This is a genomic window from Paraburkholderia lebeckiae (assembly GCF_050436225.1).
GTDB classification, from domain to species: Bacteria; Pseudomonadota; Gammaproteobacteria; order Burkholderiales; family Burkholderiaceae; genus Paraburkholderia; species Paraburkholderia tuberum.
The window spans coordinates 74,183-91,747 of record NZ_JBNDLU010000003.1 but is presented as its reverse complement, the minus strand read 5'-3'; the positions used below and the strand labels follow the sequence as shown (position 1 = coordinate 91,747).

General features: G+C 63.2%; 16 protein-coding genes. 8 read left to right on the top strand and 8 right to left on the bottom strand.

Features of this window, described 5'->3' with window-relative positions; all coding sequences use genetic code 11:
• Positions 1-62 precede the first annotated feature (62 nt).
• A complete protein-coding gene (locus tag OKW45_RS35170) occupies positions 63-398 on the top strand; it encodes a helix-turn-helix domain-containing protein (protein ID WP_409259726.1) in 336 nt (111 codons plus the stop codon).
• 274 nt (positions 399-672) lie between these two features.
• Positions 673-1,026 carry a DUF1428 domain-containing protein gene (locus tag OKW45_RS35165; protein WP_429473472.1) on the top strand — a complete coding sequence of 118 codons (354 nt, stop codon included), beginning with the start codon at positions 673-675 and terminating at the stop codon, positions 1,024-1,026.
• Positions 1,027-1,109: 83 nt separating this feature from the next.
• Here the strand turns inward: OKW45_RS35165 and OKW45_RS35160 are convergent, their stop codons facing one another.
• The 3 genes from OKW45_RS35160 to OKW45_RS35150 form a co-directional block, all read right to left on the bottom strand.
• Complete coding sequence (locus OKW45_RS35160; RefSeq protein ID WP_429473471.1) at positions 1,110-4,742, bottom strand: hydantoinase B/oxoprolinase family protein; 3,633 nt, start codon at positions 4,740-4,742, stop codon at positions 1,110-1,112.
• Positions 4,743-4,792: 50 nt separating this feature from the next.
• Positions 4,793-6,100 carry an MFS transporter gene (locus tag OKW45_RS35155; RefSeq protein WP_429473470.1) on the bottom strand — a complete coding sequence of 436 codons (1,308 nt, stop codon included), beginning with the start codon at positions 6,098-6,100 and terminating at the stop codon, positions 4,793-4,795.
• Positions 6,101-6,250: 150 nt separating this feature from the next.
• Positions 6,251-7,051 (bottom strand): putative hydro-lyase, encoded by an 801-nt coding sequence (locus tag OKW45_RS35150; protein ID WP_429473469.1) that lies wholly within the window; start codon positions 7,049-7,051, stop codon positions 6,251-6,253.
• Between the two features lie 189 nt (positions 7,052-7,240).
• Between OKW45_RS35150 and OKW45_RS35145 the strand changes: the two genes are divergently transcribed.
• Positions 7,241-8,173, top strand: coding sequence for a LysR family transcriptional regulator (locus OKW45_RS35145; RefSeq protein ID WP_018422346.1), 933 nt, complete (start codon positions 7,241-7,243; stop codon positions 8,171-8,173).
• Between the two features lie 180 nt (positions 8,174-8,353).
• Here the strand turns inward: OKW45_RS35145 and OKW45_RS35140 are convergent, their stop codons facing one another.
• Positions 8,354-9,211 carry an MBL fold metallo-hydrolase gene (locus tag OKW45_RS35140; protein WP_429473468.1) on the bottom strand — a complete coding sequence of 286 codons (858 nt, stop codon included), beginning with the start codon at positions 9,209-9,211 and terminating at the stop codon, positions 8,354-8,356.
• A gap of 374 nt (positions 9,212-9,585) precedes the next feature.
• Here OKW45_RS35140 and OKW45_RS35135 point away from each other — a divergent pair, with 374 nt between their 5' ends.
• Entirely contained in the window at positions 9,586-10,503 is a 918-nt protein-coding gene (locus tag OKW45_RS35135; RefSeq protein ID WP_018422338.1) for a mechanosensitive ion channel family protein, read from the top strand.
• Positions 10,504-10,576: 73 nt separating this feature from the next.
• Here the strand turns inward: OKW45_RS35135 and OKW45_RS35130 are convergent, their stop codons facing one another.
• The 4 genes from OKW45_RS35130 to OKW45_RS35115 all read right to left on the bottom strand — a co-directional run bounded on the left by OKW45_RS35130 (position 10,577) and on the right by OKW45_RS35115 (position 14,030).
• Positions 10,577-10,795 carry a hypothetical protein gene (locus OKW45_RS35130; protein WP_429473467.1) on the bottom strand — a complete coding sequence of 73 codons (219 nt, stop codon included), beginning with the start codon at positions 10,793-10,795 and terminating at the stop codon, positions 10,577-10,579.
• 310 nt (positions 10,796-11,105) lie between these two features.
• Positions 11,106-13,055, bottom strand: a complete 1,950-nt coding sequence (locus tag OKW45_RS35125) for a M48 family metallopeptidase (protein ID WP_429473466.1) — start codon at positions 13,053-13,055, stop codon at positions 11,106-11,108.
• A gap of 52 nt (positions 13,056-13,107) precedes the next feature.
• Positions 13,108-13,707, bottom strand: coding sequence for a LemA family protein (locus OKW45_RS35120; protein WP_184012200.1), 600 nt, complete (start codon positions 13,705-13,707; stop codon positions 13,108-13,110).
• An 83-nt stretch (positions 13,708-13,790) separates the two neighbouring features.
• Positions 13,791-14,030 carry a hypothetical protein gene (locus OKW45_RS35115; RefSeq protein WP_429473465.1) on the bottom strand — a complete coding sequence of 80 codons (240 nt, stop codon included), beginning with the start codon at positions 14,028-14,030 and terminating at the stop codon, positions 13,791-13,793.
• Between the two features lie 288 nt (positions 14,031-14,318).
• On the opposite strand from OKW45_RS35115, the gene OKW45_RS35110 reads away from it, so the two are divergent.
• The 4 genes from OKW45_RS35110 to OKW45_RS35095 all read left to right on the top strand — a co-directional run bounded on the left by OKW45_RS35110 (position 14,319) and on the right by OKW45_RS35095 (position 17,545).
• Complete coding sequence (locus OKW45_RS35110) at positions 14,319-14,708, top strand: GlcG/HbpS family heme-binding protein (protein ID WP_429473464.1); 390 nt, start codon at positions 14,319-14,321, stop codon at positions 14,706-14,708.
• Between the two features lie 393 nt (positions 14,709-15,101).
• On the top strand, positions 15,102-15,962 hold the full coding sequence (locus OKW45_RS35105; RefSeq protein WP_429473463.1) for a transporter substrate-binding domain-containing protein: 861 nt from the start codon (positions 15,102-15,104) through the stop codon (positions 15,960-15,962).
• 95 nt (positions 15,963-16,057) lie between these two features.
• On the top strand, positions 16,058-16,780 hold the full coding sequence (locus tag OKW45_RS35100) for an ABC transporter permease (protein ID WP_018422333.1): 723 nt from the start codon (positions 16,058-16,060) through the stop codon (positions 16,778-16,780).
• Positions 16,781-16,798: 18 nt separating this feature from the next.
• A complete protein-coding gene (locus tag OKW45_RS35095) occupies positions 16,799-17,545 on the top strand; it encodes an ABC transporter permease (protein ID WP_429473462.1) in 747 nt (248 codons plus the stop codon).
• Positions 17,546-17,565: the final 20 nt, after the last annotated feature.

Below are 17,565 nucleotides of genomic sequence, written 5' to 3'. Positions count from 1 at the left end.
GCGCGAGGGGATCGAACATGACCGGAGTCTTCTACGACTGCGCAGGCGAAAGGACCGTGGCGATGTCGCGCGCGATCAGGCGGGCCGTGGCTTTTATCGAGAGTTCGTTCGCGCAGCCCGTCAGCCTCGCGACGCTCGCCGGCACCGCCGGGTTGAGTGTTTCGCGCTTCGCCACCCTGTTTCGCAAAGAGGTGGGTATTTCGCCTCATCGCTATGTGTGTCTGGTGCGAATCCAGCACGCTAAACGGCTATTGCGTGACGGCGTCCCGCCCTGTGAGGTCGCTGCCGAAGTCGGATTTTTCGATCAAAGTCACCTTGGCCGACACTTTCGGCGCGCGGTCGGCGTGACGCCGGGGCATTTCGTTGCTTCGCCAGAATCGGGCAGCGCATTCAGATGAAGCGAGGGCCGATGGAGATGAGCTGGACGCGTTGCAGTGGGGTAGGCGAAAGAGCTGCCTGGTTCCGGGATAGCGTGGGCAACCTGCTCGGCATCGGGCAACCGCTTAAGTAAGCAGGCCGACGCCACGCCTCGAAGAGCCGCAGGCTATCAGAGCAAAGGGGCACGACTATTGTCGATTCTTTGACTCCCCGCTCGTCGTGCGTATGGGCGGCCGTGTTGCGATGCGCTGCCAACCGGCACCTACTGTGCGTGTGTAAACAAGGAGATTGCAAATGAATTACATCGATGGATTTGTTGTCCCCGTACCTACGGCCAACCGCGAAATTTACAGGCAGTTCGCCGAAAGAGCGGCGGCCGTCTTCAAGGAGTACGGTGCGTTGAAGGTGGTCGAGTGCTGGGGAGATGACGTGCCAGAGGGCAAGGTGACGTCGTTCCCAATGGCGATCAAGCGCAAGGATGATGAGACGGTGGTGTTCTCCTGGGTTGTCTGGCCGTCGCGTCAGTCGCGAGACGCAGGGATGAAAGCGGTGATGGCCGACCAACGGCTGCAACCGGAAAAAGATTCGATGCCTTTTGACGGTCAGCGGCTAATCTATGGCGGTTTCGAAGTGATCGTCGACGCGTGATGGCGTAAAAATATGGCGCCGGTTCGAGTGAGACGCGAGCCGACGCCGCTGTCTGGCATTGAACATCCGCAGTCCATGAAGCATTACGCTTGCCCGAAACCTCCGCCACCCGGCGTTTCCACCACGAAGACGTCGCCCGCGGCCATCTCGACGCTCGCGATATGGCCCAATGCGACGACCTCGCCGTCCGCGCGCTCGACGCGATTGCTGCCCCGCCTTCCCGCGCGTCCACCTGCCGCGCCGAAAGGCGCGTGAATGCGGTTGTTCGAGAGAATCGACGCGGTCATCGGCGCGAGAAAGCGGATGCGCCGGATCGCGCCGTTACCGCCGCGCCAGCGTCCCGCGCCGCCCGACTCCGCGCGGATCAGGTGCGACTCGAGCCGCACGGGATAGCGCCATTCGAGCACTTCGGGATCGGTCAGGCGCGAGTTGGTCATGTGCGTCTGTACCGCGTCGACGCCGCAGAAGCCATCGCCCGCGCCGCTGCCGCCTGCGATCGTCTCGTAGTACTGGTAGCGCGCGTCGCCGAACGTGAAGTTGTTCATCGTGCCCTGACTGGACGCGACGATGCCCAGCGCACCATAGAGCGCATTCGTAATCGCGGACGATGTCTCCACGTTGCCCGAGACCACCGCTGCCGGATAAACCGGATTGAGCATCGAGCGGTCCGGGACGATCACCGAGAGGGGCTTCAGGCAACCCGCGTTGAGCGGGATGTCGTCGCCGACGAGCGTGCGGAACACGTACAGCACGGCTGCCATGCAGACCGCCTTCGGCGCGTTGAAGTTGTTCGGCAGTTGCACGGACGTTCCGCTGAAGTCCACGGTCGCACTGCGCGTCGCAGCATCGACGCGAATGGCGACGTCGATCACCGCGCCGTTATCGAGTTCATAACGGTACGCGCCGTCCTTGAGGGCGCCGATCACGCGGCGCACCGCTTCTTCGGCATTGTCCTGCACGTGCTGCATGAAGGCGAGCACCACGTCGCGGCCGAATTGCGCGACCATGCGGCGCAGCTCGTCCACGCCCTTCTGGTTCGCTGCGATCTGCGCGCGCAGATCGGCCATGTTCTGTGCGACGTTGCGTGCCGGATAGCGGCCCGATGCGAGCAGCGCGCGTGTTTCGGCGTCGCGCAGCACGCCCGCTGAAACAAGCTGCCAGTTATCGACCAATACGCCTTCTTCTTCGATATGCGACGAAGCGGCTGGCATCGAACCGGGTGTGATTCCGCCGATATCCGCATGGTGGCCGCGCGAGCCGACGTAGAAGAGCGGCTCGGCCGAACCGTCTGCGAACACGGGCGTGATGACGGTCACGTCGGGCAAATGTGTGCCGCCGTGATACGGGTCGTTGAGCATGAACACATCGCCGTCGCGCATCGCGCCGCGATTTCGCTCGATGACGGTCTTGATGCTCTCGCCCATCGATCCCAAATGCACGGGCATGTGCGGCGCGTTCGCAATCAGATTGCCCGCAGCATCGAAGATCGCGCACGAGAAGTCGAGGCGCTCCTTGATGTTCACCGAATACGCCGTGTTTTGCAGACGCAATCCCATCTGCTCGGCAATCGACATGAACAGATTGTTGAATATTTCGAGGCGCACGGGGTCGGCCTCGGTGCCGATCGAGCGGCGCGTGGGCAGCGGTTGCACGCGGGTCATCACCACGTTGCCTTGAACGGTCAGCACCGCCTGCCATCCCGGCTCGACCACGGTCGTGCCGTTCTTTTCGGCGATGATCGCCGGGCCGTCGAGCGTGTCGCCTGCGCACAGCGTTTCGCGCTGGTAGAGCGATGCGTCGTGCCAGCTACCGCTCGAATACATGCGCACAACCGACTGCGCATGGGGCGCGTCGCCTGCCGCGCGCTGCGGCAGGCTGCCGGCATCGACTGGCGCGTCGGAATGGCCGATCGCTTCGACGCAAGCGAGTTCCGCGATGAGCGGCGTATCTGCCATCAGGAACGCATAGCGTTGACGATACGCAGCTTCGAAAGCGGCGCGCATCGCATCGACGCTGCCCGCTGGCACTGCAAGCGATGAATCGGTGCCCTGATAGCGCAGATGGACACGTCGCTCAGTCGTGATACGCGCGGCGTCCACGCCCTGTTCGAGCAGTGCGCCGGTTGCATCGGCCGCGATCGCATCGAGCGCGGCTTCCAGCGTCGCAAGCGATGATTCGTCGAGCGAGATTTCGAGCGCTCGCTCGCGCATCGCCGTCTGATCCGCGAGGCCCATGCCGTAAGCGGAGAGCACACCGGCAAGTGGATGCGCGAACACCCGCGTCATGCCGAGCGCGTCGGCCACACCGCACGCATGCTGGCCGCCCGCGCCGCCGAAGGTCGTCAGCACATACTGCGAGACGTCGTGGCCGCGTTGCACTGAAATTTTCTTGATCGCGTTAGCCATGCTGCCAATGGCGATCTCCAGGTAACCTTCAGCGAGCTCTTCTGGTGTGCGACGCTGACCCGTAGCCGCGAAGATTTCGTCGGCGAGTGCCCGAAAGCGTTCAGCGACGACCTCGCGATCGAGCGACTCGTTCGCGTTCGGACCGAAGACGCGCGGGAAATAGTCGGGCTGAATCTTGCCGAGCATCACGTTGCAGTCGGTGACCGCGAGCGGGCCGCCGCGCCGGTACGCCGCCGGACCCGGATTGGCGCCCGCCGAGTCGGGGCCGACCCGCAGCCGGGCGCCGTCGAAGCTGAGCACCGAGCCGCCACCTGCCGCCACGGTATGGATGCTCATCATCGGCGCGCGCATCCGCACGCCTGCCACCTGCGTTTCGAATACGCGCTCGAACTCGCCGTTGAAGTGCGAGACGTCCGTCGACGTGCCGCCCATGTCGAAGCCGATCACGCGCTCGAAGCCCGCTGCCTGTGCCGCGCGCACCATGCCGACGATACCGCCCGCCGGGCCGGAGAGAATCGCATCTTTGCCCTGAAATACATCGGCGCGTGTCAGTCCGCCGCTGCTTTGCATGAACTGCAGGTTCACACCCGGCATTTCGCTGGCGACCTGATCCACATATCGGCGCAGGATGGGCGACAGATAGGCATCCACCACGGTCGTATCGCCGCGCGAGACCATCTTTATCAGCGGCGAGACTTCGTGGGAAACCGAGATCTGCGTGAAGCCGATTCGGCGCGCCAGATCCGCCAGCTCGCTTTCATGCGACGTGTGGCGATAACCGTGGATCAGCACGATTGCGAGCGCGCGGATGCCCTTGTGGTAGACCTCGCGCAGTGCGCGCTCCGCTGCCGCGTGATCGAGCGGCGCGACCACTTCGCCTTGCGCGCTCACGCGTTCGTCGATTTCCACCACGCTCTCATAGAGTGCTTCCGGCAACGCGATGTCGAGATCGAACAGGCGGGGGCGGTTCTGATACGCGATCCGCAACACGTCGCGGAAGCCGCGTGTAGTGACGAGCGCTACGGGCTCGCCCTTGCGTTCGAGCAGCGCGTTGGTCGCGACCGTCGTGCCCATTTTGACCATCTCGACGTCGCGCGACGTAATGGGTTCTCCGGCTCGCAGGCCAAGCAAATGGCGAATCCCGGCGACAGCCGCATCGCGATACTGCTCCGGGTTTTCGGAAAGCAGCTTGTGCGTGGTGAGCGTGCCATCCGGGCGGCGCGCGACGATATCGGTGAACGTGCCGCCGCGGTCGATCCAGAACTGCCAGCGGGACGGCGTGCAAACATCGGAGGCGTGATCGTGCTTCATGGTGTCGTGGTCGTGATGCGAAAGTGGTGATGGCGTGCGCAAGGTGAAAATCAGGCCGATTCGAGTTCGCGGCCGCGCGTCTCGGGCAGCGTAAGCGCGGCGATGATCAGTACGCCATACGCGGCCACGGCGAATATCCCGATGCTCGTGCCCAGGCCGAAACGGCTCGACAGCACGCCGATCAGCACCGGAAACAGCGCCCCGATCGCGCGGCCGACGTTGTAGCAAAACCCTTGGCCCGAGCCGCGCACACGGGTCGGAAACAGTTCGGTGAGAAACGCGCCCATGCCGGAAAAAATGCCCGACGCGAAAAAGCCGAGCGGAAAGCCAAGCCACAGCATCGATGCATTCGTGAGCGGCAGCGAGGTGTACGCGAAGGCAATCGCCATCGAGCCCAGCGCGAACAAAATGAAGTTCGGCTTGCGGCCGATGCGGTCTGTGAGCCATGCGCTGCATAGATAGCCCGCGTACGAGCCCGCGATGATCGTCGCCAGATAGCCGCCCGTGCCCATCACGGTGAGATGACGTTCGGTCTTGAGGAAAGTCGGCAGCCACGTCGTGATCGCGTAGTAGCCGCCCTGTGCGCCCGTCGTAAGCAGTGCGGCGCGCAGTGTCGTCGAAAGCAGCTTGGGAGAGAAGATCTCAGTGAAGCGCGGCGTGTCTCGAGTGTCCTGCTGCTGAACCTTGGCCTGTTCGAATACTTCAGGTTCCTTCACATAGCGGCGGATCACGAGCACGAGCAGGGCAGGGACGAGTCCGATCAGGAACAATGCGCGCCACGCGATTTCAGGCGTCATCACGGAGAACAGCACCGCATAGAGCAGGGCCGCCACGCCCCAGCCGAGCGCCCAGCCCGACTGCACGAGACCGACCGCCTTGCCGCGATCGCGTGCGCGGATTACTTCGCCGATCAGCACCGCGCCCGCCGTCCACTCGCCGCCGAAGCCGAAGCCCATCAACGCGCGAGCCGCGAGCAGCTGGCCGTAGTTCTGCGCGAGGCCGCATAGGCCGGTGAACACGGCAAACCACAAGACGGTGAGCTGCAACGTACGCACACGGCCGACGCGATCGGAAAGAATGCCGGCAATCCAGCCGCCCAGCGCAGAGGACAGCAGCGTCAATGTGCCGATGAAGCCGGCGTCCGCGAGCGAGATGCCCCAGGTAGCGACGAGCGTCGGGATGACGAAGGAAAGCATCTGCGTGTCCATGCCGTCGAGCATGTAGCCGACCTTGCAACTCCAGAACGCGCGACGCGCGCGCGGACCGGCTTCGGCATACCAGGAAAGCTGCGGGCTCGCCGTTCTTGACTTCATGTCGGCGGCATCGTCGACGCCCGCCGTGAGTGTCTTGCTGTCCATCTGCTGCTCCTATGGATAGACGCATGGGTAACGATCGAAGCCACGCAAGAACGTAGGGATGCGTCATTCCCTCCGGGCCGCGCGGCCGGATGGCTTCAAGGTGCTGTGAATCGCTTGTTGCGCGGCGGCGCGGCGCGCGCCGCCGGACGGTCAGAAAATAGCCAGCGACGCGTTGGTGATATCCGTCATCAGCATGTGGCCCGGCGCGTGCGCAACCGCGAGCGGCAGCTTCGCGGCCATCAGTGCCGTTTGCGGCGTCACGCCGCATGCCCAGTAGACAGGCAGTTCGCCCGCGCGGATCGTCACCGGGTCGCCGAACTCGGGGCGCGCGAGATCGACGATGCCGAGTTCCGCTGGATCGCCAATATGCACGGGCGCGCCATGCACGCCCGGAAAGCGGCTCGTGATCTGCACGGCACGGATCGCGTCGGCGCCGCGCAGCGGCCGCATCGACACGACGAGTTCGCCGCCGAACACGCCCGCCCGCTGGTTAGGGATGCTGGTGCGGTACATCGGCACGTTGCGGCCTTCTTCGACGTGGCGCAGGCCGATGCCTTCCTTCGCGAGCATGTGCTCGAACGAGAACGAACAGCCAATTGCAAATACAACGAAATCGTCCTGCCAGAGCGCTTCGATCGATTCGACGCGCTCGCTCAGGTTGCCGTCGCGATAGACGTTGTACGCGGGCACGTCGGTGCGGATGTCGATGTCGCGCCCGAGCATCGGCACGCGGAACTCGCCAGGCTCGCCCACGCCGAGCAGCGGACATGGCTTCGGATTCGCATGGCAAAAGCGCAGGAAATCGTGCGCGTGCGCAGCGGGCAGGATCGCGAGATTGGCTTGCGCGTAGTCGCCGCAATGGCCGGCCGTCGGGCCACGGAAGTCGCGGTGACGGACGGCCTGGCGGAATTCGGATGGAGTCATGATCTTAGCGTGCTCTGGCGTTTGCATCGGATTGTCTGCGGTGGGCGATGCGTCTTGCCTACCGTCAGGCGAAGCATAGAAAAGAAGAAAATTTGACGCCAGCTAGTTTTCTTTGCGCCAGGTGGATAGAATTTCTTAACGGAATCGCGGGTTTTCCCGAGTCACGTTGAGATTTTTGGAGCGGTTTGCGCCCGTTGCATTGCCCACCTTTGACTGATGAATACGCGCTTCCTCGAAACCTTCGTCACGCTTGCCAAGCTGCGCAGTTTCCGCACTACGGCAACCGCGCTTCACGCCACGCCGGCGGCGATCTCGCAGCGCCTGAAGGCACTGGAAGACGAATTGCATACCGTGCTCGTCGATCGCGAGAGCCGCGAATTTCGGCTCACGCCGAACGGCGAATATCTGCTCGGCTACGCGAAGGCCGTGGTCGAGGCGACGCGCCAGTTGCAGGCCGCCGCGTCACATGAAGGCGCGATGCGCGGCAAGTTGCGACTCGGCGTGATCGAGACGGTCGTGCATAGCTGGCTTGCCGACTATATGCGGCGGCTCTCGAAGGACTACCCGCAACTCGAAGTGGAGCTCGCGGTGGACGTGAGCGTGGTGCTGCAGCGGCGTCTGATGGCGGGCGAACTCGATCTCATCGTTCGCGTGGAAGGCAGCGACGAGGAATCGATCGTCTGCGATGCGCTCGCGAACTATCCGGTGCACTGGATTGCGCGCGCGGGGCTGCTACCACCTTCGCGCAGCGGACTCGCGAAACGCGTGCTGCGTCATCCGATCCTCACATTCGGGCGCGGGACGGCGCCTCATCGCGCGCTGGAGGACATCGTCAGCAAGCTCGCACTCGCCAACGGCGTGCCGCTCGCGGATACGCGCATTACGGGTTCACCATCGATTTCGGTGATCGTGCAACTCGTGCGCGACGGCTTCGGCGTGGCGGCAATTCCGCGTCTGTTCGTCGATGATCTGATCGCGCGAGGCGAGGTGGTCGAACTGCCGCTGCAGCCCTCGCCGCCGTCCATCGTGGTGTCGATGTCCCGACGCGCGGATGCGCCGCTTTTCGTGCACGGCGCAGCGAACGCGGCACGTGCGGCGTGCCATGAATACTGCGAGCAGGGAGACCGACGCTTGATCGAGCGGCTATAGAGCCCGGCTCTTGCGGACTCTGGAGGCGGCAAGCGACCCAAGAAGAGTCATTCGATCCCGCGCTCCAGATCGTTGACGACTTCGTCGATCCTGGTCGAGGCGATTGTTTAGCACGTGCGGTTCGAGTTCAAGCGTTTCCACAGGGGCAAGGACGACGCGTTTTAGCGAAAAACAGCGAATTCAGTCCTTTCGCATCCGTGCAACCAATGCGAGCAAGCGGGCATTCATTTCCTCAGCCTGCAAATGCGCGTGCCAACCGTGACCAGGAAGCAACCACTCGAAGCGATACGCGGCCAACTTGCCCAGCGATTCGGTGAGCGCTGTCCACGAGTACCAGCACGCGTCCCTGAACGCGACCAGGTCCTGCTGGCGTGGGCTCCAGGCAAGCGAATCACCCGAGAACAGCACGCGATCATCGAGCTGGTACACGACGCTACCTCGAGTGTGCCCAGGTACAGGGATCGCGCGCACGCCGGCCGCAATGTCCAGTGCTGAACCGTCGTCGAGCAGATCCGTCGCATATGGGGCGGCCGACACGTCCTCGCGGTGAATCCAGACGCGCGCGCCGAATTGACGCGCGTATTTGTCCGCGTCTGCGACGTCGTCACGATGCGACAGCAGAATGTGCGCAATACCGCCAGCGCCGTCGAACCATTTCACGAGTTCCGCCGCATAGCGCGGGGAGTCGATGAGCAGATTGCCTTTCGGACGCGCGGCAAAATAGGAATGCGCGCCAAACGACGACCGTGCGTTGAATCCACAGCGCCACACGCCCGATGTGATCTGCTGCGGAAAGATCTCTGCGTTCGGACGAGGCTGTTTCGTTTCGCTGCGTACCGACGCCGTAGGGCATACGAGCACCGCACGCCAGGCATCAAGTTGCTCTTCTGGCGTCGCCGGCTGCCGAACGAAGACGCTCTTGTCGTTGCGCTCGACAATCAACCCAGGCGCGACGTGACGAGATGCACCGCAATTGATGCATGCAGTGTCGATGTACCACTCTCCTGAAACAGAGTCGGTATTACGTATGGGCTTCATCTGATGCTCCCGGGCTGACGTGCGCATCCGCCGGCTCGACGCTCGCTGGCGTCTCGCGGTCGTTGGAAGGATTGTTACACGATCATAAGGTCGAACGGGGCGTGAGGACATCGTTTCCGTCTCCTCAAAGTCACGCCGGCGGGGCCGTTCACGGAACTCGGACCGGGCAGCCGCTAACTCGCGCGGCTACCGTTACGACAGAAGCGATCTGGATAACAGGCTCAGAAAAAACATGCAGCTTTAACCGCTGAAAATGCCCAAAACGGAAGTTATCTGGTTAAATTCCCGGAAGCCAGTCGAGTTCGTCCACATATACCGTCGATGCTCGCGCGCGGCAATCTATCCGCTGTCCAATATAGGGATCGTCAAGACACATGGAGAATCTTTTCGTCGAAATCAGTCCGGACAGATGGGCCTTCCTGCTGGATATGCTCACCGCATTCTCGATTCGTCTGTGCGCCGCTGCGGGCATACTGGTGATCGGATGGTGGGTCGCGCGCCGCGCTTCGATGTCGCTGAGCCGGCTCCTTGCGCGTCAATCACGCATGGACGCCACGCTGCGACCGATCCTCTGCGACATCGGCCTGTGGGGCATTCGCATTGTCGCGATCGTCGGTGCGCTGTCACAGTTAGGCATCCAGACGGCCAGCATCATTGCCGTGCTTGGCGCCGCCGGTCTTGCGGTCGGTCTCGCGCTGCAAGGCACGATGCAGAACATCGCGGCCGGCATCATGCTGCTAGTGTTGCGGCCGTTCAAGGTGGGCGACTACATCGAGGGCGGAGCCGGCAGTGTCGCGGGCACGGTCGACGAAGTCAATCTGTTCACGACGCGTCTCACCAAACCCGACGGCATCTGCGAATACGTGCCGAACAGCGCGTTGTGGAGCAATTCGATCCGCAACTTCAGCCGTAATCCGATGCGCCGGCTCGATCTCGAAGTGGAGATCTCGATCGGTGACGATGTGGATCGCGCGCTTGAGGCGCTGCGCGCGCTCGCCGCGGCCGACCCGCGTGCGCTCCGCGATCCCGCGCCGCAGGTGATGGTCATCCGCTTCGACGACAGCACGGCGGTGCTGAATATCCGTGTCTGGTCGAACACGGACATGTTCTGGACCATGCGCTGGGAACTCGCGCGCCGGGTGCGTCAAACACTGACCGACGCGCAATGTTCGCTGCCGTTTCGCACCCGTGAATTGCATATCGTGCCGAGCGCGACGGCCGCGTCGGCCACCGACACAGCAGTCGGTCAGGCAGGGTCATCCGCGACCAGAAAACCAGAGCAGGGGGCGTAACCCCGGTTCTTCGATCCCGCGGCTTGTTGACAAGCTGGCATCTCCCGTTAGTACAGGTAACGCGCGCCCGCATTCAGCAACCAGCCACCAGCCACGGAATCCCGCGTTGCCGAACGACTGCTGGTAAGAAACGCGGCCACAGGGCGAGAGATTTCGGCGTGTTCGTGCCATTCATCTCCACGTTCTTGCCACCGGCAAGCGCATACAGCAACTCAATGACCGGATACGGCATGAGGCGACCGCTCGCGATGTCGAATGCTTGGGTCACGCGCGCCCCGAGCCGGCCGATCAACTCATTCTGCGAGTCGATGTTGACCGCCAGCCCGTCGGCGTCAGCCGTGCGCCCTCAGATGCTGGCCAACGAGTTGCAGCTGAGACTCAACGTCGAAGTGGTCAGGAAGCGCGAACGGGTAGTCGGCTTCAACCGATGCCGCATAGTTGTTATTGGTACCGCGCCGAGTTGGACCATTGGGCGATCAAGCGACGCACGCGGTCTAAGCCGCCGAACGATTCTACGAACTAGCAATATAAGCACTGGTTTGCATAGCGATCGCAGTTATTCTGCGTTCCTTGCCGCGACAAAACCCTGCATGCAATGTCGTTCATCGTCTTTCCGATCCGCTCGCGACGAGCGGCGGTAGCGGGCAGTCGAGCGTGTCGCAAACGGCGCGGAGCAGTTCTGCTTCACGGACGGTGACCTGATGGTCCGCCAGGATGCACGCCGCGCAGGCGGCGACGATCCGGCGCTTGATTGCCGGAACGGATTGATTGAGCGTTCGCAGGGCCGCATCGAACTCGATGAGGGAACGTTTCTCGCGGGGCAGCAAGCGGTGGGTGTGGTCGCCGCCGATATAGCCGCGCATGCCGATATCGAAAGCTCGGGCGGCCCGGTCGGGTTCCGGCTGGCCTTCCCATGCCAACAGCGCTAACACGGTCGCCACCGGCTGCGCCAGTTTTTGCGGCGAGCTGTGCAACGGACGCGTCTGTCGCTGCGGCAGGAACTGGGCGTCGAGATGGCGATGCAGCACACAGCGGAGCGTGTACTCGTACAGGCTCAGCCGCTGGTCGGCGTTCATTAGTATCTCGACCTGGGCCCGAAAAGCCCGGTGCTGATCCGGCGACATCTGCCGCAGGGCCGGCAAGGCCAGGTCCAGCAGGGGCAGCCGATGCGTGTCGGGCAGTGCGTGAACAGGGACAACCAGCCGGGAGGCTTCCGTGAAGTCCTGCGGCTCAGCGCCGGCTCTCAGTTGGGTCAGTTGGAGTTCGCGGAGATCCGCTCGCGGGTCCATGAGAAGAGCGTAGACGAGGGCGCGAGCACTGAACGGCTCCTGGGCGGCGACCCGGAGCACCTCGGGCATGCTGTCGTGCAGCTCGCGGGCGTAGTCGATCACTTCCGGATCGATATGGCCGACCCGGGACGCCGGGTTGGAGGCTAACCCCAAGACCGGCATAGGCACCTGCGGCAGCCCCGGTAACGTTGGAACCCCGGCGAAAGGCGGGACGCGGCTTGGGCGGCGGTCTTCGAGTTCTTCCCGATCGACACCGACCGGTCGCACTTCCGGGAACTGGCCGTCGAACTGGGGATTGAGCCGGCGAATGCGCTCGACGAGGGGCGGGTGGGTGGCCAGCAGTCCGGCGAGTCCCTCGCCGGCGAAAGCGTTCGCGAAAAACATGTGACCAGCCTCGGTGGCCCGGGGGGTGTCGATGCGCGACCCCTCGGCCAGCCCGCCGATCTTCTTGAGCGCCCCGCCAATCCCGTCGGGGTTGCGCGTGAACTGGACGGCGCTGGCGTCGGCCAGGTACTCGCGCTGCCGGGACACCGCTGCCATGATCAGCCGACCGAAGAACGCTCCCACCAGTCCCAGCATAAACACGCCCAGGCCCAGCAGCACCATGCCGCCGCGGGAATCCTGTCTTCCCGACGAGCGTCCGCGGGACGCGAACATGAGGCTGCGGCCGATGATGGACAACACCATGATCCCGAAGATCAGGCCCATCAGCCGGATGTTGAGCCGCATGTCGCCGTTGAGGATGTGGCTGAACTCGTGGGCGACCACACCCTGCAGCTCGTCGCGGGTCAGATAGTTGAGGCAGCCCTGGGAGACGGCGACCACAGCATCGCCCGGGGCGTAGCCGGCCGCGAAGGCATTGATGCCGGTCTCCGGCAGAACATATACGGGGGGCACCGGCACTCCCGCAGCGAGGGCCATCTCTTCGACGACGTTGAGGAGCCGCTTCTCCCGCGCGTCGGTGGTCGTGCCGGGCACCTCCTTGCCGCCCAACATCAAGGCGACGGCCTGCCCGCCGGAAGCGAGCTGCGCCACCTTGATCGCGCTGGCACCGCCGACCACGATGCCCACTCCCGGCGCCGCGATCAGGAGCATGTCAGGTTGCCACCAGGACACTGGCTCGTGAGCGCCATACATGCTGAGCGCCACCAACAGACCGTACACGAGGGCGATCAGGATCAGGATCGCGAGGACGAAATAGACCACCAGCTGGAAGCTCTTGCGCCGTGCCGAATCCTGCTGCTGAAAGAAATTGGTGGCCATGATCGGCGCGGTTCTGGGTGCATGAAGCGCACGGAGCCGTGGCGGTTCCGGGTTACCGGAACGACACCTTGGGCGCTGCGCGCTCTGCCTCTGCGGTTTCGAGTAGCGCCGCTTCCTTGAAACCAAACATGCCAGCCACCATGACGGCCGGGAAGACCTCGCGCCGGATGTTGTAGTCGGTGGCGGCGTCGTTGAAGGCTTGCCGGGCGAAGCCGATCTTGTTCTCGGTCGAGCTCAGTTCCTCCTGCAGTGCGAGCATGTTCTGGTTGGCCTTGAGGTCCGGGTACGCTTCGGATAGCGCGAAAAGCCGGCCCAGAGTGCCGCCCAGCTGCGCCTCGGCCTCGTTAAACCCCCTCATGGCCGCTGGGTCGCTGGGGTTGGCGGCGACTTTCTGCTCAGCTGCCATCGCGCTGTTGCGGGCCTTGATGACGGCGTCGAGCGTCTCCCTTTCGTGACCCATGTAGCCCTTGACCGCTTCGACCAGGTTCGGAATCAGCTCGTAGCGGCGTTTGAGCTGCACGTCGATCTGGGCGAAGGCGTTCGCGAAGCGGTTCCGGGCAACCACTAGCCCGTTGTAGATGCCCATCAGCCAGAGCGCGAGTAGCAGCGCGACGCCCAGGAGCACAAGCAGGGTGATGATGACGGGACTCATTGGCGCTGACCTCCGACGAGAGGACTGCTGGTTTGGACCATCGCGCGACTATTGGAAATAGGATAAGTGAAATGACATTTAATTCAATCAATTCGTGAAACTCTTATAAGAAAAAGCGTGCGAATTAGGCGTGCTGCATTAAGTCCTTTCATTCCAGATCTTGACTTCTTGTCGGCGGCAAAGGCTAGGGCTGAACTGCTGCCGTTAAAACCGCCGTTGGAAGTGGTGACGCGTATTACCTCATCAGACCGGAAGATTCCGACAAAGCGGCGCAGGTGCAGGAACTGTGCACCTTCCTGGAAAGCAGGATGCCAAAACTTCACCTATCCGAGTATCCAGTTCAAGACATTGAGCTCGCGCCTGAGCCTTCGGTCGACTCATTGAAACGATCAGGAAAGGGCGAACTTCGTTACGCAGATCGGGAGCCTCCCGAGGGATAGCTGGCCAGCAATGCAGAGCAGCGTTCGCGCAGGAAGGCATTCAACGCGCGAAGCATTGATGGCATCAACGCCGCAGGTCTCATCGAAGCGCATGCGCTGGTCGAGGCGGGCGACATGATCGGCAAGGTCGTCATCGCTAACCACTGAACCCTTCTGAAAACGAGCATCAACATGACATCGCAAATCATCAACACGACAACGATCAGCCTGGAAGCCGCGCAAGCACTGCTGGCAGAAGCACGCCGCGCATGCGCCGCGCGCGGGTTCGCCGCGATAATCGCAATTACCGATGCAGGCGGTCACCTGCGCGCGTTCGAGCGCTCGGATTCCGTCCCGTTCCTGACCGTTGACGTCGCCATCGACAAGGCATGGACCGCCGCGTCATTCGGCATGGCCACGCACCAGTGGAATCAGTACATGGCCGAACCCACCGTTGCCCCGCTGGCGCACCATCCGCGGCTGACGCCGGTCGGCGGTGGCGTACCGATCTTCCACGAAGGGCGTCTGGTGGGTGGCATCGGTGGGGAAGCACTGGTGCTCACCCGCATATCGCCGTGTTGAGCTGTGCTGCGAGCCTGAAAGGCAGCGATGTGGAAGCGCAGTCGCTGCCGGAACGTCTAGTCAACTCGACGTACATCCCGAAGTCGCGCCCGCTTTCTTCTGTGTCCCCTCGGCAGATTCGAGACGTTTCCGTACTGGCACGCCCGTCATAAATGCAGAGCCTGCTGAACAAGAGTTGCACCATTTTGGCGCAAGGCGCCACGAGCGCCATTCTTCCGAGGGTTCCAGCAAGACGGGATCCGAGACCCTGACCTGGTGGATACCCTGAATCGGCGACATTTTCAGAAATTGCGCTTGCGCCAAAATTCGACTTCCCCATCTTGTCTAGACAAGACGAAACCGCGATTGGCGCGCTACCGTAATGAAGTTTTCGGCAATCCAAGGAGTGTGGACATGCAGGCGAAGTGCAGATGGTTGGTCAAGAGTTTGATCGGTGCCGCGTTTGGAGCGGCGGCGCTTGCGGGCAACACCGCCGAGGCGAAGGACTGGACGACAGTGACGATCGCTCTCGAAGGCGGCTACGCGCCCTGGAACATGACGCTGCCGGGCGGCAAGCTGGGTGGCTTCGAACCCGAACTCGCCGCTAACCTGTGCGCCCGGGCGCAACTCAAGTGCAATCTCGTGGCGCAGGACTGGGACGGCATGATTCCCGGGTTGCAAGCCGGAAAGTTCGATGTTCTGATGGATGCGATCTCGATCACGCCAGAGCGCGAGAAGATCATTGCCTTCTCGAAGCCGTATGCGTCCACGCCGGCGACCTTCGCGGTCACCGACACGAAGATCCTGCCGAAGGCAACCGACACCCCGGCGCCGCTGAAGCTCGACTCCGACGCCAAGTCGAACGCGCCCGCCGTCCAGGCGCTGCGCACGGCGCTCAAGGGCAAGACCATCGGCATTCAGTCGGGCACGGTCTATACGCGCTTCATCAACGAGAACTTCAAGGATGTCGCGTCGATCCGCGTCTACAAGACCTCGCCGGAACGCGATCTCGATCTGTCCAATGGCCGCATCGACGCGTCGTTCGACGATGTGACGTACTACGCCGCGAATACCGACAAGAAGGAAGCGGTGCCGACGGTGACGGCCGGCCCGAAGATCAGCGGCCTGATCTGGGGGCCGGGCGAAGGCCTCGCGTTCCGCAAGCAGGACGCGGACCTGAAGGCGAAGTTCGACGCGGCGATAGCGTCGGCGATTACCGACGGGACTGTGAAGAAGCTTTCGGAGAAGTGGTTCAAGACCGATGTGACGCCCTGAGCGTCGCTCACAACGTGACCGCGCGCTTCGGCCTGATCCGGCTCGAAAGGCTGATGCCGCGCGGCTTGTTTCGCAGGCTTGGTTGAGGTGGTGTGATGGCTCTTTTCGAAATGCTCGGCTTCGGGACCGATGGCTGGGGCGGCCTGCTCCTGCTCGGTGCGTTCATGACAGTCGTGCTGACGCTTGCGGCGCTCGCGATCGGCGCGGTATTCGGCGCGCTCGTCGCAGCGGCAAAGCTCTCGCGCTTCCGCACGGCGCGCGTGATCGGCGACTTCTACACGACCGTCTTCCGCGGCGTGCCGGAACTGCTTGTCATCTATCTGTTCTACTTTGGCGGCTCGACGCTGGTGTCCTCGATCGGGCAGTGGTTCGGTGCCGACGGCTTCATCGGCGTGCCGCCGTTCGTGATTGGCGCGTTCGCGGTGGGCATGATTTCCGGCGCGTATCAGACGGAGGTCTATCGTGCCGCCGTGCTAGCTGTCTCGCGCGGCGAGCTCGAAGCTGCGCGCGCGATCGGCATGCCGACGCTCACCATGGCGCGCCGCATCCTTATTCCCCAGGTGCTGCGATTCGCACTGCCGGGTATCGGCAATGTGTGGCAGTTGAGCCTCAAGGACTCGGCGCTGATCTCGGTCACCGGTCTCGTCGAATTGCTGCGTGCCAGCCAGGTCGCGGCGGGATCGACACACCAGTACTTCCTGTTCTTCGTCGTTGGCGGAGCGCTCTATCTCGCGATGACGGGCGTTTCGAACCGTGTGTTCGGCCGGGCGGAGACGATCGTCGGCCGCTCCTTCAAGCGCAACTTCGCGCGCAACTGACGCAAGGGCGGCCTAATCATGCATATCGATTTCGATTTTCTTCTCGACACGACGCGCCAGCTCGTTGCCGCCGTGCCGACCACGCTGAGCCTCTTTTTCACCTCGCTCGTGCTCGGCGGCCTGCTTTCGCTCGTGATCGTCACGATGCGCGTCTCGCCGCACTGGCTGCCTAACCGCTTCGCGCGCGCCTATATTCTCGTGTTCCGCGGCTCGCCGCTGCTGATCCAGATGTTTCTCGTCTACTACGGGCTCGGACAGTTCGGCGTGATCCGCGAAAGCTTCCTGTGGCCCGTGTTGCGCGAGCCCTACGTGTGCGCCGTGCTCTCGCTCGCGCTGTGCACGGCGGGCTACACCGCCGAGATCATCCGCGGCGGCCTGATGGCCGTGCCGGCCGGGCAGATCGAGGCGGGTCATGCAATCGGCCTGTCGGGCTTCGCGCTGCTGCGCCGCGTGATCGGCCCCATCGCGTTGCGGCAGTGCCTGCCCGCCTATTCGACTGAAGCCGTGCTGCTCGTCAAGTCGACGGCGCTCGCAAGCCTTGTCACCGTCTGGGAAGTGACTGGTGTCGCGCAACAGATCATTCAGCAGACCTATCGCACGACGGAGGTGTTCACGTGCGCTGCGCTGATCTATCTATGCCTGAATTTCCTCGTGGTGCGCCTCATCGGCCTCGTCGAGCGTCGCCTCTCGCGCCATCTGCGCGCCGCGCCCAACGTCGTGCGCCGTCCCGCCACGCAACTCGAAACCCGCCGCGTCGCGTCCTGATCGGCCCATCTTTCCGGAGA